This window comes from Campylobacter sp. BCW_6460, assembly GCF_001762705.1.
In the GTDB taxonomy this organism is placed as follows: domain Bacteria; phylum Campylobacterota; class Campylobacteria; order Campylobacterales; family Campylobacteraceae; genus Campylobacter_D; species Campylobacter_D jejuni.
In genome coordinates this window covers 27,950-46,506 of sequence record NZ_MJXI01000035.1, presented here as the reverse complement: position 1 = coordinate 46,506, position 18,557 = coordinate 27,950, and the positions used below count along the sequence as shown (strand labels likewise).

Below are 18,557 nucleotides of genomic sequence, written 5' to 3'. Positions count from 1 at the left end.
AAATATGGAAGTTATTGTAAATATTTCTTTAAAAAATGGGGTTTTAGATCCACAGGGCAAAGCGGTGGAAAAAGCTTTGCATTCTTTAAATTTTAATAGCGTAAAAGAAGTAAAAATAGCAAAACAAATCAAAATTTCTCTTGATGAGAAAGATGAAAAATTAGCCAAAGAACAAGTCAAAAAAATGTGTGAAGAGTTGTTGGTAAATAGCGTCATTGAAGATTATGAGCTTATAATTGAGAAAGAGTAAAATGAAAGTTGCTATTATTAGATTTCCAGGGACAAATTGTGAATTTGATACAGCTTATGCCTTTGAAAAACTTGGAGTAAAAACGCAGATTGTTTGGCATGAAGAAAAAGAATTTGATACAGATTTAGTTGTTTTGCCAGGCGGATTTTCTTATGGAGATTATCTAAGATGTGCAGCTATTGCAAAACTTGCTCCTGTTATGCAAGGTGTTTTTAATCATGCAAAAAAGGGAGGATATATCTTAGGTATTTGTAATGGTTTTCAAATTTTACTTGAAAGCGGTCTTTTAAAAGGTGCAATGAAGCATAACAACAATCTTAGTTTTATCTCAAAAAACCAAAATTTAAGAGTAGTTTCTAATGATAATGCCTTTTTGAAAAATTTCAAAAAAGATGAAATTATTAATTTGCCAATTGCCCATGGAGAGGGAAATTATTACGCTGATGAGGCTACTTTAAAAGAATTGCAAGATAAAGATCTTATTACTCTAAAATACGAGTCAAATCCAAATGGTTCTGTATTTGATATCGCAGGAATTTGTGATGAAAACAAAAAAATCTTTGGACTCATGCCACATCCTGAGCGTGCTTGTGAAAAAGTTCTAGGTAATGATCTAGGTTTGAAAATGCTTAAAGGCTTTTTATTTTGAAAATTTTATTAACTTTAATTTTTAGTGTTGTTGTATTGTTTGGCAGAGGTGAAATTTCTGTATTTAGCGGCCAAGATGAAAATATGCAAAAAGAATTACAAAAATTACCCCAAGAAGAACAAAAAATTTATCAAAATATTCCGCCAAGCGATGAAAATAATGACTTTGAAAGCAATGTAGATGATCCTTTTGTAGCTAAAGGGAGTTTGGTTCTTACAAATGATGAATATCCAAGTAGGGTATATGTTGGAGAAGTTTTTCCTATTACGATCTATGCTCGCACTACGGAAAATACAAAATTTGATTTTAATATAAGCGTAGAAAAAACTAATTTATCTTTTTTAAATCCAGATGCAAAATGGGAATTTATCAATAACGAATATAAAACAACTTTATGGTTTGAAGCTAAAAATTCAAATGCTAGTTTGAGTAAAATTTCTATCAAACTTCTTAGAAATAATGAAGCTTTTCAAGAGGCTGATATCAATCTTAATCCTATCAAATTTGAAAATACTTTATCCAATAAAGATTTTTCACACCTTGTGGCAAGTTCTTTGGAAATTAAAAAAGTTAAAGCGAGTTATTTTGATGATGCTAATATCATTATGATGGTAGAACTAAACGCAACCAATGCAAATCTTAAAAGCTTTTTTATAGAAGGAATTCAAAAGCAAGGCATTGAAAATTTAAAAGGGGATTTTAATGCTTCTAATGCTTTTTATTATGCTATTTTGCCATTAAGTAAAACAAATTTTGAATTTTCGTATTTCAATAAGGACAGTAAAAAGCTTGAAAATATAAATTTAAAACTAAAAATTAGTGACGATGAGATCAGTACTCAGAGTGATTTAAATCCTATAAATAAAGACTTAAATATTTATAAACAATATACCTTATGGTTTTTAGCGGTTTTATTTGGAGCTTTATTTGTATGGAGAAAAAATTACATTATTTTGGCTTTGGCAGTTGTTTGTTTTGCACTTAGTTTTCTTGTAGATACCAATACTCAAAATGCGATTATCAAGGCTGGTTCTAGGGCTAAAATTTTACCTACAGAGCCTTCAACTTATTTTTATACGGCAAATGCAGATGAAAAAGTAGAAGTTTTAGGCAAAAGACAAAATTATATTAAAGTACTGTTTTCTGATGGAAAAATAGGTTGGATTAATAAAGATGATTTACAAAAAAATTAAAGCTCTTTATTTTTGGATTTTTTTTGTTTTAAGCGTTGCTTTAGTGGTTTTTTGTTTTTGCTTTACAAAATCTCAAAACACACTTTGGAAAATCCGCAAAATTTGGGCTAAATTTCAAAGATACACCATCTCTTATAAACAAGAAATCATTGGCACTTTTAATCCGCAAGCTCAGATGATTTTAATGAATCATCAAAGTGCTTTAGATATTATCGCTTTAGAAGAATTATATCCTAAAAATTTATGCTGGATTGCCAAAAAAGAATTAGGAGAAATTCCTATTTTCAAAGTTGCTATGAAAAAACCAAAACTTCTTTGTATAGATAGAAAAAATCCGCGTGATTTAGTGCGAGTTTTAAAAGAAGCAAAAGAAAGAATTAGTGAAGATAGGATTTTGGCTATTTTTCCAGAAGGAACTAGATCTAAAAATGAAAAAATGCTTAAATTTCAAAGTGGAGCAAAAATTTTAAGTGAAAAATTAAATCTTAAAGTTCAGCCTATTTTAATTGTGGATTCTGCAAAAATTTTAGACACAAAAAGTTTTAGTGCAAGCAGTGGAGTGCTTAAAATCATTTGTATGGATTTAGTCGATACAAATGATGAAAAATGGCTTGAAAACACCAGAAAAAAAATGCAAGAATTGCTCGATCAAGAAAGAGCTAAGCTTTGCTAAATACCCTTTTAGTTGTTGGTTTTGGGGGATTTATAGGAGCAATATTAAGAATGCTTTCTATAAATTTAGTGAATAAATTTTTTCCTTATTCTATCAGCCTTGGAACTCTTTTTGTTAATGTTTTGGGTTCTTTTATCATAGGACTTTTGTTTTCTTATGCGCAAAATAAAGGTTTATCTCCTTTGCTTAAAAGCTTTATAAGTACAGGTTTTTTAGGAGCTTTTACAACTTTTTCTACTTTTTCTTATCAAAATTTACTTCTTTTACAAAGTGGAAATTATCTTTATTTTGCGTTAAATATTCTCTTAAATGTCTTTCTTTGTTTATTTGCCGCATGGCTTGGTTTTATAATTTTCAAATAAATCTTTAAATTTACTTTAGAATTTGTATTTTTTGCTAAAATACCACTTTAAAAAATTACAAAGGAGATTAAAATGCAATTTCAAACCGAAGTAAATCAGCTTTTACAGCTTATGATACACTCTTTATATTCTAATAAAGAAATTTTTTTAAGAGAACTTATTTCAAACGCAAGTGACGCTTTAGATAAGCTTAATTTTTTAAGCGTAAGTGATGATAAATATAAAAGCTTAAAATTCGAACCTAAAATTGAAATCAAAATTGACAAAGATAGAAAAACTTTAAGCATTAGTGATAATGGCATAGGTATGGATAAAGATGATCTTATCAACAACCTTGGAACCATAGCAAAAAGTGGCACTAAAAGTTTTTTAGAAAATTTAAGCGGTGATGCTAAAAAAGATTCTCAACTCATAGGACAATTTGGGGTAGGTTTTTATTCTGCTTTTATGGTGGCTAGCAAAATCGAAGTTTTAAGCAAAAAAGCTTTAGATGATAAAGCTTATCTTTGGAGTTCTGATGCAAATGGTTATGAGATTAATGACGCAAGCAAAGAAGAACAAGGTACAAGCATTACTTTATACTTAAAAGATGATGAGTTTGCTAATACTTATAAAATCGAAAGCATTATAGAAAAATATTCTAATCATATTCAATTTCCAATTTTCATGGAAAAAGAAGAATTTACTCCTGCTAAAGAAGGCGAAGAAGAAGGGAAAACTGAACTTAAAATTTCTCAAATCAATAAAGCCAATGCTTTATGGAGAATGCAAAAATCAAGCCTTAAAGCAGAAGATTATGAAAGATTTTATGAGCAAAATTTTCATGATTCAAACAAACCTTTACTTTATCTTCACACTAAAAGCGAAGGAAAATTAGAATACAATTCTTTATTTTTTATACCACAAAATGCACCTTTTGATTTATTCCGTGTGGATTATCAAAGTGGCTTAAAACTTTATGTAAAACGCGTATTTATCAGCGATGACGATAAAGAACTTTTACCAACTTATTTGCGTTTTGTGCGTGGGATTATCGATGTAGAAGATTTGCCGCTTAATGTAAGCCGTGAAATTTTGCAAGAAAATCAAATTTTAAAAGGTGTTAAAGAAGCTAGCGTTAAAAAGATTTTAGGTGAACTTGAAAAACTAAAAAACAATGATAAAGAAAAATACTTATCTTTCTTTAAAACCTTTGGTAAAGTATTAAAAGAAGGACTTTATGGTTTTGGCGGAGAAAAAGATAGTCTTTTAAAACTCATGCTTTATAAAAGCACTAAAGGTGAAAATTTACGCTCTTTAGAGGAGTATAAAAATGACCTTCAAGGCGAACAAAAGGAAATTTTTTATATAGCAGGAAATAATGAAAGTTTATTAAGAACCTCTCCTTTGCTTGAAGAGTATAAACAAAAAAATATAGAAGTTTTACTCATGGACGATGAGATTGATTCTTTAGTAACTCCTATGCTAGAATTTGAAGGTTTGAAATTTGTAGCCATCAATCAAGTAGAAGATAAAAATGAACTAAGTGATGAAGAAAAAAATACTTTTGCTCCACTTGTAGCTAAATTTAAAGAACTTCTAAAAGATCAAGTTGAAGATGTAAGACTAACCAGTCGTTTAAAAGATAGCCCAAGTTGTATAGTTTATGATAAAAATAAACCTGATTTTGCTATGCAGCAACTCTTAAAACAAATGGGTCAAGAGCAAAATTTCAAACCTATTTTAGAAATCAATCCAAAACACGCTATTTTTACAGGTCTTAAAAACAACGAAACTTTTAGCGCAGATATAGCAACCCTAGTTTTAAATATGGCAAAACTAAGCGAAGGTATGGGCGTGGATAATCCTGCTGAATTTAATGCAAGCCTTACAAAAATCATCAACAAGGCTTTTTCATGATAGAGAATATCCCTGCAAGTCTTTGGACAAAGCAAGATTTAAACGCATATCAAATTTTTGATGTGCGCACTCCTTTAGAATGGGAAGAAGGTATTTTACCTAATGCGCAATGTGTGGCTTTATATGATAATAAAGGGCTTTTAAATGCTAAATTTTTAGATGAATTTCAAAGTAAAAGAGATGAAAATAAAAAACTTGCTTTTATTTGTCGTAGTGGTCATAGAAGCATGGTTGCAGCTGAATTTATAGCCGAAAAATTGGAACTTGAAAGCATTAATTTAGATGGCGGCATGCTAGCCCTTAAGGGTTATTAATGCTAGGAATTTATTTACTCATAGCAGCTTTGTCTTTTTTAGCTCTTTATTTTGCTGTTAAAAAGCTTACTTTAAATATAGATGAGCGAACTCTTTTAGAGCCTATTAAAATGGATATTTATCCGAAATTTTGTGATTTAATCGATGAAAAAATCAGAGAATTTAAAGAAAATATCCAAAATACTAATTTAGCATTAAAAATTTCTGATCAAAAAGATGAATTTTTAGAAAAACTTGGGGATTTAAGCAGGGAGCTGACTTTCATACAAACCATGAATTTGAGTAATAAAAACGATAGTATCTGGCAAAATGAACTTTTTTCTTTTTTAAAGGAATTGGAAAATTTATTACTTGAGTATCTAGAAAAAGGGGAAGAAGAAGCTGAAAATTTGAGGGAATTTCTGATGAATAAATTTGAAAAATTAAAAGGTTAGGTATTGCAAGAGGAAAGAAATTCTTTAAAATATTTTAAATTTATTTCATGGAGCATTTTTACTTTAGTTCTGATTTTTATTTTAATTCGTTATGATGAGCTTGCCAATCTTTTAGCAGGAGTGGCAATACTTCTTATTGGAATGACTAATTTAGGTATAGGTTTTAAAGCTTTTAGTGGTGGTTTGCTTGAAAAAATTTTAGCAAAGTCAACTGATACAAAGATAAAAAGTATACTTTTTGGTACTTTAAGTACTTTAATTATGCAATCTTCAACTTTAGTTTCTATTATTACGATTTCTTTTTTGAGTGCAGGGCTTATTTCTTTAGGTGCGGGCATAGGGATTATTTTTGGAGCAAATTTAGGAAATACGGCAAGTTCTTGGCTGATTGTTGGTTTGACAAATATTAAAATTTCAATGTTAGCTATCCCACTTTTGATTATTGGAGTATTATTTTTCTTTCAAAAAGATAGTGTATTAAAGGGTTTGGGTAATATTTTTATTGGTATAGGATTTTTCTTTTTGGGTGTGGATTATATTAAAAGTGGTTTTGAAAATTTTAAACATATAATTGATCTTTCTCGCTTTGATTTTGCTGGTTTTAAAGGAGTTTTTGTTTTTTTAGGATTAGGTGCTTTGCTTACAGGAGTTATACAATCAAGCACAGCTACAATGGCTATTATTGTTGCTGCTTTACTTGCTGGACAAATCAGTTTGGAAAATTCCTTAGCAGCAACTTTAGGTACTAGTGTTGGAGGGGTTGTAACGGCTGTTTTAGCTTCTTTAAGTACCAATATTGAAGGAAAGAAATTAGCGTTTGCAAATTGTATTTTTAATTTTGGTATAGCTTTTTTAATAGTGCTTATTTTTCCTTATTTTATACATTTTCTTAATTTTTTATCCATTATATTAAACATAGAAGATATAGCTTTGAAAGTAGCATTATTTCACACTTTGTTTAATTTAATTGGTGTTGTGCTTTTTTCATTCTTTACTCCTCAAATTGTTCTTTTTTTAAATAAGATAGTAAAAGCTCCTAAAGATAAGAATAAAGACAAACCTTTATATCTTGATAGTAGTTTGGTTAAGTTTAGCGACACAGCCATCGAAGCTTTAAGGAAAGAAAGCGAGCATCTTTATAACAATACCTATGCAATTGTTGCTCATGCTATAGGTTTTAGTCGTAAAGATATACAAAGTGATAAAAGTTTTAAAGAAATTTTAGAAAATAAAAGGTGGTTTAGTAAAAATGTGGATTTGGACTATTTGTATCAAACTAGGATAAAGGTTCTTTTTGAAGCTATTATTGATTTTTCAACTAAAGCACAAGTTTATATTAACGATGAAACAAAGAATCATAAAATTTTTACCTTTAAGATGGCAGCTAAAAATTTAGTCGAAACAACTAAAAATTTAAAAATTATCCAAGCAAATATTAAGAAATATTCTAGTTCTTCTAATGAATTTTTGGCTTTAGAGTATAATAAAATTAGATCGAATTTAGGAGAGCTTTTAAGAAGTATCGAAGAGCTTAGAGTGGTTGAAGATCGTGAAAAGCTTTATTTGATTATTAAAAATCTTCAAAAAGGAAAAGAAATTTTAAAAGAAATCGATACTTTAACCTTGAGCAATGTTGAACATCTTATTTCAGTAAGAAAAATCACAACAGCTGAAGGAATTTCAATACTTAATGATACAACTTTTGCTGCTAAGATTGCTGAAGAACTTATAGGTGCTGTTGAGGTGATATTTTCTAAAGATATATCAAACTAACTAGTTGTTTGTGTTAGTTTGGTTATTGTCTTGTATAGGCGTTAGAAATTCTTCATTGATTAAAATATCAACAACATCTTTAAACATAGGCAAAGCACTTTGTGCAGCATAATAACTATAAGGTTTAGTAGGATGTCTTACGAGAACTCCTATGGTATAGGCGTGATTTAAATCATTTGCAAAACCAAAAAAGGATGCATTGTAGCGATTTGAGGTGTAACCTTGTCTTTCGGCTATTCTTGCCGTTCCTGTTTTACCTCCTGCAATAATACCTTGTGTAATTGCCTTTTTTCCTGTTCCTTTTTCTATAACATTTATAAGAACATTTTGCATCGTTTTAGTGGCTTCGCTAGAAAGAATTTTTTCTTTTTTTACATCATTATCAAGATTTGTAAAGCGTCCATTTTGATAGAATTTTTCAGCTAAACGCGGTGTGATATAAAACCCATCATTGTTGAAAACATTATAAGCTGCAAGGAGTTGTATAAAGGTTGTTTTAAGTCCATAACCATAACTTAAAACAGATTTTTCTATATCTCTTAAGCGCTTAGGATTTGGAATTTCTCCTTTTTGTTCATAGGGTAGGTCAATACCACTTTTTTCGCCAAATTTAAATATTTTAAGTCCTGATACGATTTCTATATTGTTAAGTCTTTTAGCAATTTGTATCATGCCTATATTTGAAGAATATCTTATAACTTCCTCCATAGTCATTTTGTCCATTTTGTGATCGTCTTTGATGGTGAAACGTCCTAGCTTATAAGAACCGCCATAAGTATTAATTACTTCATCCATTTTTATTTTACCAAGTCTTAAGGCTGTTGTAAAGATAAAAGGTTTTATAACAGAACCTGCTTCATAGCCGTATTCTATAGCACTTGCATTAAGAACTGATAGATCTTTTCCACGATTTTGCGGGTCATAGCGCCTTGAGCTTGCTAAAGCTAAAATTCTTCCTGTTTTGCTTTCCATTACCCCAACGATGATTTCATTGGCTTTTAAATCCTCATTTCTTTGATCTATGGCTTTTTCTATGCTTTTTTGTAGTTTCAAAGAAAGATTTAAATATAAATCACAACCATTGATCTTTTTTTGTTGTAGTGAATTTAGATTTAAAATAATATTTCCACCTATATCTTTAAGTCCTTGAATTTTTTCATTTTGAACAGGACTTAGACATTCATCGTAGTATTTTTCTAAACCTTTAACTCCTATATTTTTTAAAATTCCACTTTCTGGATCTAATATCATTTTAGTATAACCGATAATAGGAGTAAAAGAATCTTTTGACATGTAAATTCTATCTTCTTCATGTTCGATGATATTTAATCCTCTTGTTTCAACTCTTCCAGAATTATTTGTAAAAGCTTTGAAAAAGCCTTGTATATAAAGTTTTTTAGCAAGGTCTTTAAGGTAGCTTGCTTGCTTGGAATCTAAGTTTTGTAAAAGAACAAAATTATAAGAACGTTTTTTTTGATTTTGCATTCTTTTTTTAATATCTGCTATTTGATCGTTACTTATCCCACTATAAATTTGAAAAAGCTTTAAAAATAGATCAAATTTATCTTTGTTGATACTTCTAAGATCAATTTCAGCACGATAAATTTGTTTAGAACTTGTGATAGTAAAATTATCTTTAGTTATAATCGATCCTCTTAGAGCAAGAGCGTATTGATCTTTTTCAGTGTTAGGTATATGACGTTTTGATGTAAGAAAAAAAGTAGAGCTGATAAAAATAATCATAAACAAAAGTGCCATGCAGTAGGCAAAGGCAACTTTTGAAACCCTATTTTTTTTATATTCTTGCATTAGGGTTTAAATTTGAGTTCTTGTGATTTCTTTATAAGCACTGATCGCTTTATTTCTTACTTCTAGCATAAATTTCATACTGCTTTCAGCTTTAGTGATAGCTATAGCTGCTTGATGCAGATCTTTTACTTGTCCTGTGGCAATGTCTGTCATTGCAGCTTCTCCACTTTCTTGTGCTTTATTTAAATCATCGATTTCATTTTTAAGCATCTTGGCAAATTCATCACCAATTCCTGTGGAATTTTGACTTTTGTTGGTATTTGAAATATTATTATTTAATCTTAAATCATTAATATTGTTCATTTTTTATTATCCTCTTAATAAATCAATCGCACTTTGAGCTATAGTTTTTGCACTTGTAAAAGCACTTACATTCGCTTGATAAGCTCTTGTAGCTTCAATCAAATCTGCCATTTCAATAACAGGATTTACATTTGGATACGCTACATAACCTTCAGCATTTGCATCAGGATGGCTCGGATCATACTTCATGCGAAAATCTTTGTCATCTCTGACCACTTTATCCACTACAACACTTTGAATAGCAGGTTTAGCTTCTTCTGGCGAACTTGGATCATTTAAAGGATTTTCATATTTTAAAAAATTATTATCTTTGTTAATTTGCTCATTTAAAAGCTTATCAAAATCTGTTGCTTTAAAGATCACTTCGCGTCTTCTATAAGGCCCACCCTCAGCTGTTCTTGTAGTGTTTGCATTAGCTATATTAGAGCTAATAACATTCATTCTAAAACGTTGAGCACTTAAACCATAACCACTAATATCAAAATCACTTAAGTATGCCATAATTTACCTTTAACTTAATTTAGAGCTTGCGTCAAGTATAGAACTAAAGATATTGCTTTGTCTTCTTAAAACTCCATCAAGAGCTGTTATCATAACTGTATTTTTGCTCATTTCTGTGGTTTCTACATCTAGATCAACAGTATTTGCATCATTTCTTGCTAAATGTCCGTCTCTTAAGTAAATAGTAGATTTACTAGGATCTGGAAATTTCCAAGGTTTTTGATGTCCTTCTTCGGTTATGGCTAATTGCAATTCTTTATTATCATTTTTTTTAAAAATTTCATTTGCACGATTTACCAAAGCTGTTTCAAATTCAATATCTCTTGCTTTATAAAAAGGAGTATCAACATTTGCAAGATTGGCATTGATGAGTTGATTTCTTAGATTTCTACCCGCTAAAGCACCAGTGACTAGTTCTTTTGACTTAAATGGGTTAATCATTTTTTATCCTTTTTATAATTTTTAATATTAACAAGCAAATACTGTTCCAATTTAACTATTTTGCATAAAAATATCAAAATTATTTTCCTTTTTGTAAATTTATGGCTTTATTGTGATCATCTATATTTGTGTTAAAAATATGAACTCCAGTATTTTTATCACGCACAAAATATAAATAATCTGTCTTTAAAGGAAAAATAGCTGCACGAATAGCAGCTAAAGAAACATTACAAACCGCTTCTTTAGGCAATCCTGTAAATTTATAGGTATTATAAGAGCTATTATCTTGTCTTATTCTTTGTGGGGTAACTTTTACATGGGAGTAAATTCCATAATTTAAAGTTCCATCCATTTGAAGCTTCATACCTTTTTTAAGTCGATTATAAATTACGCTTGCAACTATAGGCATTTCATTTTCATTGGCAGCTTCTTTTTGTATTACAGAAGCGATGATGATATATTGGTGCCATTTTTTTGGATTATAATCCCCAAAAATTTTCTCAGAAGTTTTTTTATTGGAAATTTCAGCATGGTTTAAAAGCATTTGAATGAGTAGATTTTCTGTAATGCCTTTTGGGATTTTATAAGTTTCTGGTAAAAAAACTCCTTCATCATAAGGAGCTTGAGCTTGAAATTCTTTTAAAAGCATATCTTTATCAAGTCCAAGTTGTTTGGCTGCTTGTTCTAAAAAGATTACGCTTGTTTCTCCTGGGATAAGAGTAATGGTTTGAAGCGCTGCTTTAGCAATAGTGAGTTTATGTAGAAATTCAGCCCTATTTAAATCTTTTGTACCTATGTTGATCCAGCCTGATTGAGGGTGTCCTAAAAAAAATAAAATATATTTATCAATACTACTCATCTGATATTTATTTTGCTTTAAATATGTTATAATTTGAGAAATTGAACCTTGGGGAATAAATACCACAGAATTGCTTTTTAAAGGCTGAGTTAGATAATAAAAAATCCCCAAAATAAATATCAAAAAGAAGTTGCGTATGAAAAAGAAAATTTTATATATTGTTGTATTTTTTGTTGTGCTTATATTAGCTTTGTTTATAGTGCTTAAAAATGGGATTGTCATCTCTAGTATCCAATTTGATTTTTTAAAATTAGAACAATTATATATTAAATTAGATAAAAAATTAATTGTACGAGCAAAAAATATCACTATAAATGAGACTCAAAATTCCGAAATTTCATCACAAACTCACTCTTCTGATAATGCTTCAACAGAGATTTTAAAAATAACAAAAAATTTAAAATATCTATATACTTTTGTTGAAGAGATTGATATACAAAATTTAAATATAAAAGATAATCATGTGCGTATTTTATTTAAAGATAATGAATTTTTTATAGATAATGATTTATTGTTTTTAAAATTAACATTACAGCGTCAAAATAAAGAACTTATAGCTGGTATTAAAAAACTTTTATTAAAAGATTATGATTTAAATATTGATGGAAATTTAAGTATCAATACTAAGAGCGAGTTTTATTATTTTCAAGGTAGAGCAACTGGAGAATTGCTTGACTTTAACGCAAGTATCTCTTACAAAGATAAAAATTTAGCTTATAAAATAGAAGATTTAAATATTAGAAATATTACGGAAATTTTTAAAAGAGTTAATAAAAGAATAGAACTTCCACAGAGTTTAAATCTTTGGATGGCATATAGGGCTAAGGGAGAATTTTATCATTTAGATTATTTGCAGGGCTTTATAGATTTTACTAAAAATAATTATTATTTAGACAATATTAGTGCATCAGGTTATGTTAATAATGTCAAAGTTCGTTTGGATGATAAAATGAATGCTATTGAAATTCCAAAACTCGATTTAAATTTAAACAAACAAAAGCTTGATTTTGTCTTTAATAAAGCTTTCTATAATGGTGCTGATTTAAGTTCTAGTAAGGTTTATCTATATGATTTATTTGATGAAAAAAAAGCTGGGATTTATTTGCGTATTAAGTCTAATAATCTAAAATTTGACGAAAAACTTGCTAAAGCTTTGGAAGATTATCATTTTTCATTGCCTTTTTATCAAAAAAGCGGAAAAATTAAAAGTGATTTAGAGCTTAAAATTGATTTTCATGATAAGGGTGAAATTTCTTATAGTGGTATTTTAGCTTTAGAGAATGCTAGTATTTCTTTGGCTGATTTTAATATTACAAAAGCATTTGTAAAATTAAATCAAAATGATTTAAATATAGAAAATGCTAGTGTTAAAAATGGCTTTTTAGAGGCTGATTTTAATGCTAAATTTGACTTACAAAAACAGCAAGGAAATTTCAATACTCAGATTTCAAGGCTTTATTTTGACAATGGGAAGCTTTTAGATTTAAAAAATCAAAATGTAGAAGTAAAATTAGATTATTCGCAAAATGTTAACATTAGCATTCCTCAGTGGAATTTGATTTTAAATTTTAAAGATGGACTTGAGGCTAATCTTAATAATCCTAAGATTTTATTTTCATTTTCTCCATTACTTAAAAAGTTTGGGTTTATCGATGCTAAAAATGTTTATTATAAAACTTTAAATTTCGAAGATTTTAATGCAAGCGTTAATGATGCTTATTTTAAAAATAATTTACTTATCAACGGTCAAACTCCTTATGAAAATGATAGCTTTGATATTGTAAAAAATAAAGGCGTTATGGAAATTCATACTCAAAGTGATACAGCAAGTGCTAAAATAAGTTCTGATAATAAAGAAATTCATTTGAAAAATTTAAGTTATATTTATAGAAAAGATTCCAACTCTTCAAATTCAACATTTGATATTTCTACTAATACCCAAAATATTAGTTTTGGTGGAGCAAATGTAGCTTTAATTTTGCCAGATTCTAATAAAACTTTGGCTTTTGATAGGGTAGAGGCTGATTTAAAAGGCAATGCTTTGGATCTTAAAGGTTCTAGAGGAAATGCAAAATTTGATCTTTATTATTCTTCTAATGATTTAAATTTAAACGTTAGCAATATTGATGATAATTATTTAAATGAGTTTTTACAAAAACAAGCTGTTCAAGATGGAGTGTTTAACTTAAGTATAAAAGGAAGTGGATTGGAGTATTTTGACGGACAGATCGATTTTAAAAACACTTATGTGAAGGATTTAAAAGGTGTAAATCAGCTTATTTCCTTTATCGATACTGTACCAAGTTTATTGATGTTTAAATCTCCAACTTTTAATCAAAAAGGTTTAAGCTTGCATGATGGAAAGATTATTTTTAATAGAAAAAAAGATCTTTTAAGTGTTTCAGCTATTAATTTAAATGGCGATAGTGTAGATATATATGGTTTAGGATCAGCAAATTTAAGATTAAATACAGTGGATTTTAGTTTAGAGCTTAAAACTTTAAAATCAGCTTCAGAAGCTATATCCAAGGTTCCAATTTTAAATTATGTAATTTTAGGTAAAAATCAAGAAATTAGCACAAACTTAAAAATAGATGGAAGTATAGATGATCCTAAATTTCATACCGAAATTTTAACAGATACTCTAAAAACCCCTTTTAATCTTATTAAAAATATCATACAACTTCCTGCTAATTTACTTAATTAAAAATATTTAAAGTTTGTTTGAAAACTAAAACAAACTTTAAACTTACTCTTGCATTTTTTTTTATTTGTAATATACTTAAAAATGAAAATAAAAATAAGTATTTTAAAGGACTAAAAATGCAAATTACTTATACCTTAACAGATGAGTCTCCAGCTCTTGCGACTTATTCGTTTTTGCCTATAGTGAAAGCTTTTTTAAGTAGGGCACATATAGGAGTAAAAACCTCGGATATTTCTTTATCTGGAAGGATTTTAGCTACTTTTAGTGAGTATTTAAAAGAGGAACAAAGATGTGAAGATGCTTTAGAGCTTTTAGGCGAGCTTGTCAAAAGATCGGATGCAAATCTTATTAAAACCCCAAATATTTCAGCTTCTATTCCTCAGCTTAAGGCGGCGATTAAAGAATTGCAAGATAAGGGTTACATGTTACCAAATTACCCAGATGAGCCAAAAAATGATGAAGAATTGCAAATTAAAACAAAATATCAAAAAGTTTTAGGTTCAGCGGTTAATCCTGTATTAAGACAAGGAAATTCAGATCGTCGTTCAACAAAAGCGGTAAAAGACTATGCAAAAAACAATCCTTATCGTGTGGTTGAGTTTAATCCAAACTCAAAAACTCGTGTTTCTTACATGAAAGAAGGGGATTTTTTCTCTAATGAAAAAGCGGTTTTAATCGATCAAGATTGTGTGGCTAATATAGAATTTACAAGCGTTGATGGTAAAAATGAAATTTTAAAAGAGGGCTTAAAACTTGAAAAAAATGAAATTTTAGACGCTACTTTTATGGATGTGCAAAAACTTCAGGAATTTTATGCAAAAGAAATTAAAGCAAGCAAAGATGATGATGTGCTTTTTTCTTTGCATTTAAAAGCTACAATGATGAAAGTAAGTGATCCTATACTTTTTGGCTATGCGGTAAAAGTATTTTTTAAAGAATTATTTATCGAATTTCAAGATGAATTTGAAAAATTAGGTATTAATCCAAATAATGGTTTAAGTGAGCTTTTAAGTAAGATCGAAAATTCAAGCAAAAAAGATGAAATTTTACAAAAATACAATGAAATTTTAGCTAAATCTGCAGATATTTCTATGGTAAATTCAGATAAAGGTATTACAAATCTTCATGTTCCAAGCGATGTTATTGTTGATGCTTCTATGCCTGCAATGCTTAAAAATGGCGCAAGATTGTGGGATAAGGAAGGTAAGGAAAAGGACACAAATGCCGTAATTCCTGATCAAACTTACGCAACTATTTATGAGGCGGTTATTGAAGATTTGCATAAAAATGGTACTTTAAATCCTTCAAAACTTGGCAGTGTATCTAATGTAGGTTTAATGGCTAAAAAGGCTCAAGAATATGGATCGCACGATAAAACCTTTGTAGCTAAAGAAGAAGGAGCTTTTAAAATAGTTTCTAACGGTAAAGTTTTATTAGAGCATAAGGTTAGAAAAGGTGACATTTATAGAGCTAATCAGGCTAAATTTGATGCGGTGTTAAATTGGATTGATTTAGGTATAGAAAGATCAGAACTTAGTGGAGCCAAAGCTATTTTTTGGTTAGATAGCAAAAGAGCTAGTAATAAAATCATGATAACTTTGGTACAAAATCGTTTAAAAGAAAAGGGTAAAAATATAGCCATTTTAGCTCCAAAAGAAGCTTGTTTAAGAAGTTTAGAGTTAATCCGAGAAGGTAAAGATGTTATTTCTATCACGGGTAATGTTTTAAGGGATTATTTAACCGATCTTTTTCCTATTTTAGAGCTTGGAACAAGTGCAAAAATGCTTTCTGTTGTGCCTATGTTAAATGGTGGAGCTATGTTTGAAACAGGAGCAGGGGGTTCAGCACCTAAACAAGTAGAACAATTAGTTGAAGAAAATCATCTGCGTTGGGATAGTTTGGGTGAATTTTTGGCTTTGCAAGCAAGTTTGGAATTTTATGCAAATAAGTGTAGTAATCATAAAGCTAAGGTTTTAGCAGAATGTCTTGATGAGGCTATAGGCGAATGGCTTGAAAATAATAAAGCTCCATCAAGAAAAGTTAAAGAAGATGACAATAGAACAAGTCATTTTTACTTAGCAATGTATTTTGCAAATCATTTAGCAAGACAAGCAAGTGATATGGAGCTTCAAAGCTTTTTTAAAGATATTGCCCTAGAGCTTTCTTCTAATGAAGAAAAAATCAGAGCCGAATTTAATGATGCACAAGGTGTGAAAGTGGATTTGGGTGGATATTATAAATTTGATGATGAAAAAGCAAATAAAATCATGCGTCCAAGTGCAACTTTTAACGCTATTTTAGAAAAAATAGGACAAAGATGAAAATTACTGTTATAGGGGCTGGTAATGTGGGCTCAAGCGTAGCTTATGCTTTGATTTTAAGAGAGATAGCAAATGAAATTGTTTTAGTAGATATCAATGAGGATTTACTTTATGCAAAAGAACTAGAGCTTACTCAAAGCATAGCTGCTTTAAATTTAAATATAGATTTACTTTGCACTAAAGATTATACTCATACTAAAAATTCAGATATAGTGCTTTTTAGCGCAGGTTTTGCTAGAAAAGATGGGCAAAGTAGAGAAGAATTGCTTCAGTTAAATACAAGCATTATGCTTGATTGTGCTAAAAAAATTAAAGATTTTACAGAAGATCCGCTTTTTATTATTTTAACTAATCCTGTGGATTTTCTACTTAATACTCTTTATGAAAGCGGAATTTTTTCATCAAAGAAAATTATAGCCATGGCAGGAGTTTTAGACAATGCAAGATTTAAGTACGAGCTTGCCAAAAAACTTAAGGTCAAGATGTCAAGCGTGGATACAAGACTTATTGGTTTTCATAATGATGATATGGTTTTGGTAAAATCTTACGCAAGTGTTAAAAATAAAAATATAAGCGAATTTTTAAATGAAGAAGAATTTGATGATTTGGAAAATGAAGTTAAAACAGGTGGAGCTAAAGTAATTAAACATCTTAAAACTTCAGCTTATTTAGCCCCTGCTAGTGCTTGCATAAGAATGCTTGAGTCCATAAGAAGTGGCGAGTTTTTACCTATGAGTGTGATTTTACATGGAGAATTTGGAGTGCAAAACAAAGCCTTGGGAGTTATGGCAAGATTAGGACTTGAAGGTGTGATTGAAATCATGAGATTAGATCTTAGTTTGCAAGAAAAAGACAAATTAGAAAAATCTTTAATCAAATATCAATATAAAGGAGAATAAATGAACATACATGAGTATCAAGCAAAAGCAATTTTTGCAGACAATGGCATCCCTACCTTAAAGGGAAAAGTTGCATTTAGCGTAGATGAAGCTGTGGCTAATGCTAAAGAATTAGGCGGTAGTGTTTGGGCAGTTAAAGCTCAAATTCACGCAGGAGGCCGTGGTCTTGGTGGTGGTGTTAAAATCGCTAAGAATTTAGATGAGGTAAAAGATTACGCAAGTAAAATTTTAGGAATGAATTTAGTAACTCATCAAACAGGACCTGAAGGTAAGCTTGTACAAAAACTTTATATAGAAAGTGGTGCTAATATAGTAAAAGAGTATTATTTGGCTATTTTATTTAATAGAATGGCAGAGCAAATTACCATTATCGCTTCAAGTGAAGGAGGGATGGATATAGAAAAAGTAGCCAAAGAAAGCCCTGAAAAAATTGCAAAAGTAGGTATTGATCCACAAATTGGATTTAAAATGTTTCATGGACTTGAAGTAGCGAGAGTTTTAGGACTTGATAAAGATGAAGGCAAAAAACTCATTTCTATGATAGCTAAACTTTATAAGCTTTACATGGATAAAGATATGAATATGCTTGAAATCAATCCTTTAATTAAAACTGCAGAAGGAGATTTTTATGCTCTTGATGCAAAATGCAGTTTTGATGATAGTGCACTTTATCGTCATCCTGAAATTGCTGAACTTAGAGATATTACCGAAGAAAATCCTGCTGAAAGAGAAGCGGCTGAATTTGGCTTAAGCTATGTGAAATTAGATGGAGATGTAGCTTGTATGGTAAATGGCGCGGGTCTAGCAATGGCAACTATGGATATTATTAATTATAGTGGTGCAAAACCTGCAAATTTCTTAGATGTAGGTGGGGGAGCTTCTCCTGAAACTGTTGCAAAGGCTTTTGAAATTATTTTAAGAGATAAAAATGTAAAAGTTATATTTATTAATATCTTTGGTGGCATTGTTCGTTGTGATAGGATAGCAAATGGAATTTTAGAAGCTACTAAGAATGTTGAGGTAAATATTCCAATTGTAGTGCGTCTTGATGGCACTAACGCAGCAGAAGCAAAGACAATTTTAGATAATTCAAATCTTAAAAATATCAAAGCAGCAACCAATCTTAAAAACGGTGCAGAGCTTGTAAAAAGTTTAGTAGGATAAGGATAG

Annotated in this window: 17 protein-coding genes and 1 pseudogene; 13 read left to right on the top strand and 5 right to left on the bottom strand. The window is 29.6% G+C overall.

Going from position 1 to position 18,557, the window contains the following annotated elements; all coding sequences use genetic code 11:
• Nucleotides 1–4: 4 nt before the first annotated feature.
• The 9 genes and pseudogenes from purS to AJ881_RS07400 all read left to right on the top strand — a co-directional run bounded on the left by purS (nucleotide 5) and on the right by AJ881_RS07400 (nucleotide 7,547).
• Nucleotides 5–250, top strand: a complete 246-nt coding sequence (gene purS / locus AJ881_RS07440; protein WP_002858611.1) for a phosphoribosylformylglycinamidine synthase subunit PurS — start codon at nucleotides 5–7, stop codon at nucleotides 248–250.
• A 1-nt stretch (nucleotide 251) separates the two neighbouring features.
• Nucleotides 252–924, top strand: a pseudogene (purQ, locus tag AJ881_RS07435) (phosphoribosylformylglycinamidine synthase I).
• Nucleotides 896–2,092, top strand: a complete 1,197-nt coding sequence (locus AJ881_RS07430) for an SH3 domain-containing protein (RefSeq protein WP_070283303.1) — start codon at nucleotides 896–898, stop codon at nucleotides 2,090–2,092. The pseudogene purQ and the gene AJ881_RS07430 overlap by 29 nt, the downstream one beginning before the upstream one ends.
• Nucleotides 2,073–2,765, top strand: a complete 693-nt coding sequence (locus AJ881_RS07425; protein WP_002861247.1) for a lysophospholipid acyltransferase family protein — start codon at nucleotides 2,073–2,075, stop codon at nucleotides 2,763–2,765. The genes AJ881_RS07430 and AJ881_RS07425 overlap by 20 nt, the downstream gene beginning before the upstream one ends.
• Nucleotides 2,759–3,127 (top strand): fluoride efflux transporter CrcB, encoded by a 369-nt coding sequence (crcB, locus tag AJ881_RS07420; RefSeq protein WP_002861248.1) that lies wholly within the window; start codon nucleotides 2,759–2,761, stop codon nucleotides 3,125–3,127. Before AJ881_RS07425 ends, crcB begins: the two co-directional genes overlap by 7 nt.
• A gap of 72 nt (nucleotides 3,128–3,199) precedes the next feature.
• On the top strand, nucleotides 3,200–5,026 hold the full coding sequence (gene htpG, locus AJ881_RS07415; RefSeq protein WP_002861249.1) for a molecular chaperone HtpG: 1,827 nt from the start codon (nucleotides 3,200–3,202) through the stop codon (nucleotides 5,024–5,026).
• Nucleotides 5,023–5,340, top strand: coding sequence for a rhodanese-like domain-containing protein (locus AJ881_RS07410; RefSeq protein ID WP_070283302.1), 318 nt, complete (start codon nucleotides 5,023–5,025; stop codon nucleotides 5,338–5,340). The genes htpG and AJ881_RS07410 overlap by 4 nt, the downstream gene beginning before the upstream one ends.
• Nucleotides 5,340–5,774, top strand: coding sequence for a hypothetical protein (locus AJ881_RS07405; protein WP_070283301.1), 435 nt, complete (start codon nucleotides 5,340–5,342; stop codon nucleotides 5,772–5,774). Before AJ881_RS07410 ends, AJ881_RS07405 begins: the two co-directional genes overlap by 1 nt.
• A 3-nt stretch (nucleotides 5,775–5,777) precedes the next feature.
• The gene (locus tag AJ881_RS07400; RefSeq protein WP_052857920.1) at nucleotides 5,778–7,547 is read left to right on the top strand and encodes a Na/Pi cotransporter family protein; all 1,770 of its coding nucleotides are present in this window, start codon (nucleotides 5,778–5,780) and stop codon (nucleotides 7,545–7,547) included.
• Here the strand turns inward: AJ881_RS07400 and AJ881_RS07395 are convergent, their stop codons facing one another.
• The 5 genes from AJ881_RS07395 to mltG all read right to left on the bottom strand — a co-directional run bounded on the left by AJ881_RS07395 (nucleotide 7,548) and on the right by mltG (nucleotide 11,682).
• Complete coding sequence (locus AJ881_RS07395) at nucleotides 7,548–9,356, bottom strand: peptidoglycan D,D-transpeptidase FtsI family protein (RefSeq protein ID WP_002870954.1); 1,809 nt, start codon at nucleotides 9,354–9,356, stop codon at nucleotides 7,548–7,550.
• 6 nt (nucleotides 9,357–9,362) lie between these two features.
• Nucleotides 9,363–9,659: a flagellar hook-basal body complex protein FliE gene (gene fliE, locus AJ881_RS07390; RefSeq protein WP_002856884.1), complete on the bottom strand. Its 297-nt coding sequence runs from the start codon at nucleotides 9,657–9,659 to the stop codon at nucleotides 9,363–9,365.
• A gap of 6 nt (nucleotides 9,660–9,665) precedes the next feature.
• Nucleotides 9,666–10,160 (bottom strand): flagellar basal body rod protein FlgC, encoded by a 495-nt coding sequence (flgC, locus tag AJ881_RS07385; RefSeq protein ID WP_002855235.1) that lies wholly within the window; start codon nucleotides 10,158–10,160, stop codon nucleotides 9,666–9,668.
• A gap of 9 nt (nucleotides 10,161–10,169) precedes the next feature.
• Nucleotides 10,170–10,601 (bottom strand): flagellar basal body rod protein FlgB, encoded by a 432-nt coding sequence (gene flgB / locus AJ881_RS07380; protein WP_002861254.1) that lies wholly within the window; start codon nucleotides 10,599–10,601, stop codon nucleotides 10,170–10,172.
• Nucleotides 10,602–10,680: 79 nt separating this feature from the next.
• On the bottom strand, nucleotides 10,681–11,682 hold the full coding sequence (gene mltG / locus AJ881_RS07375; protein WP_032603289.1) for an endolytic transglycosylase MltG: 1,002 nt from the start codon (nucleotides 11,680–11,682) through the stop codon (nucleotides 10,681–10,683).
• Between mltG and AJ881_RS07370 the strand changes: the two genes are divergently transcribed.
• The 4 genes from AJ881_RS07370 (at nucleotide 11,597) to sucC (ending at nucleotide 18,551) form a co-directional block, all read left to right on the top strand.
• Nucleotides 11,597–14,167, top strand: coding sequence for a DUF3971 domain-containing protein (locus AJ881_RS07370; protein WP_070283300.1), 2,571 nt, complete (start codon nucleotides 11,597–11,599; stop codon nucleotides 14,165–14,167). The two genes, mltG and AJ881_RS07370, sit on opposite strands and share 86 nt — an antisense overlap.
• 116 nt (nucleotides 14,168–14,283) lie before the next feature.
• Nucleotides 14,284–16,488, top strand: coding sequence for an NADP-dependent isocitrate dehydrogenase (locus AJ881_RS07365; protein ID WP_070283342.1), 2,205 nt, complete (start codon nucleotides 14,284–14,286; stop codon nucleotides 16,486–16,488).
• A complete protein-coding gene (locus AJ881_RS07360) occupies nucleotides 16,485–17,387 on the top strand; it encodes a malate dehydrogenase (RefSeq protein ID WP_002861258.1) in 903 nt (300 codons plus the stop codon). Before AJ881_RS07365 ends, AJ881_RS07360 begins: the two co-directional genes overlap by 4 nt.
• The gene (sucC, locus tag AJ881_RS07355; RefSeq protein WP_002855069.1) at nucleotides 17,388–18,551 is read left to right on the top strand and encodes an ADP-forming succinate--CoA ligase subunit beta; all 1,164 of its coding nucleotides are present in this window, start codon (nucleotides 17,388–17,390) and stop codon (nucleotides 18,549–18,551) included.
• Nucleotides 18,552–18,557 lie beyond the last annotated feature (6 nt).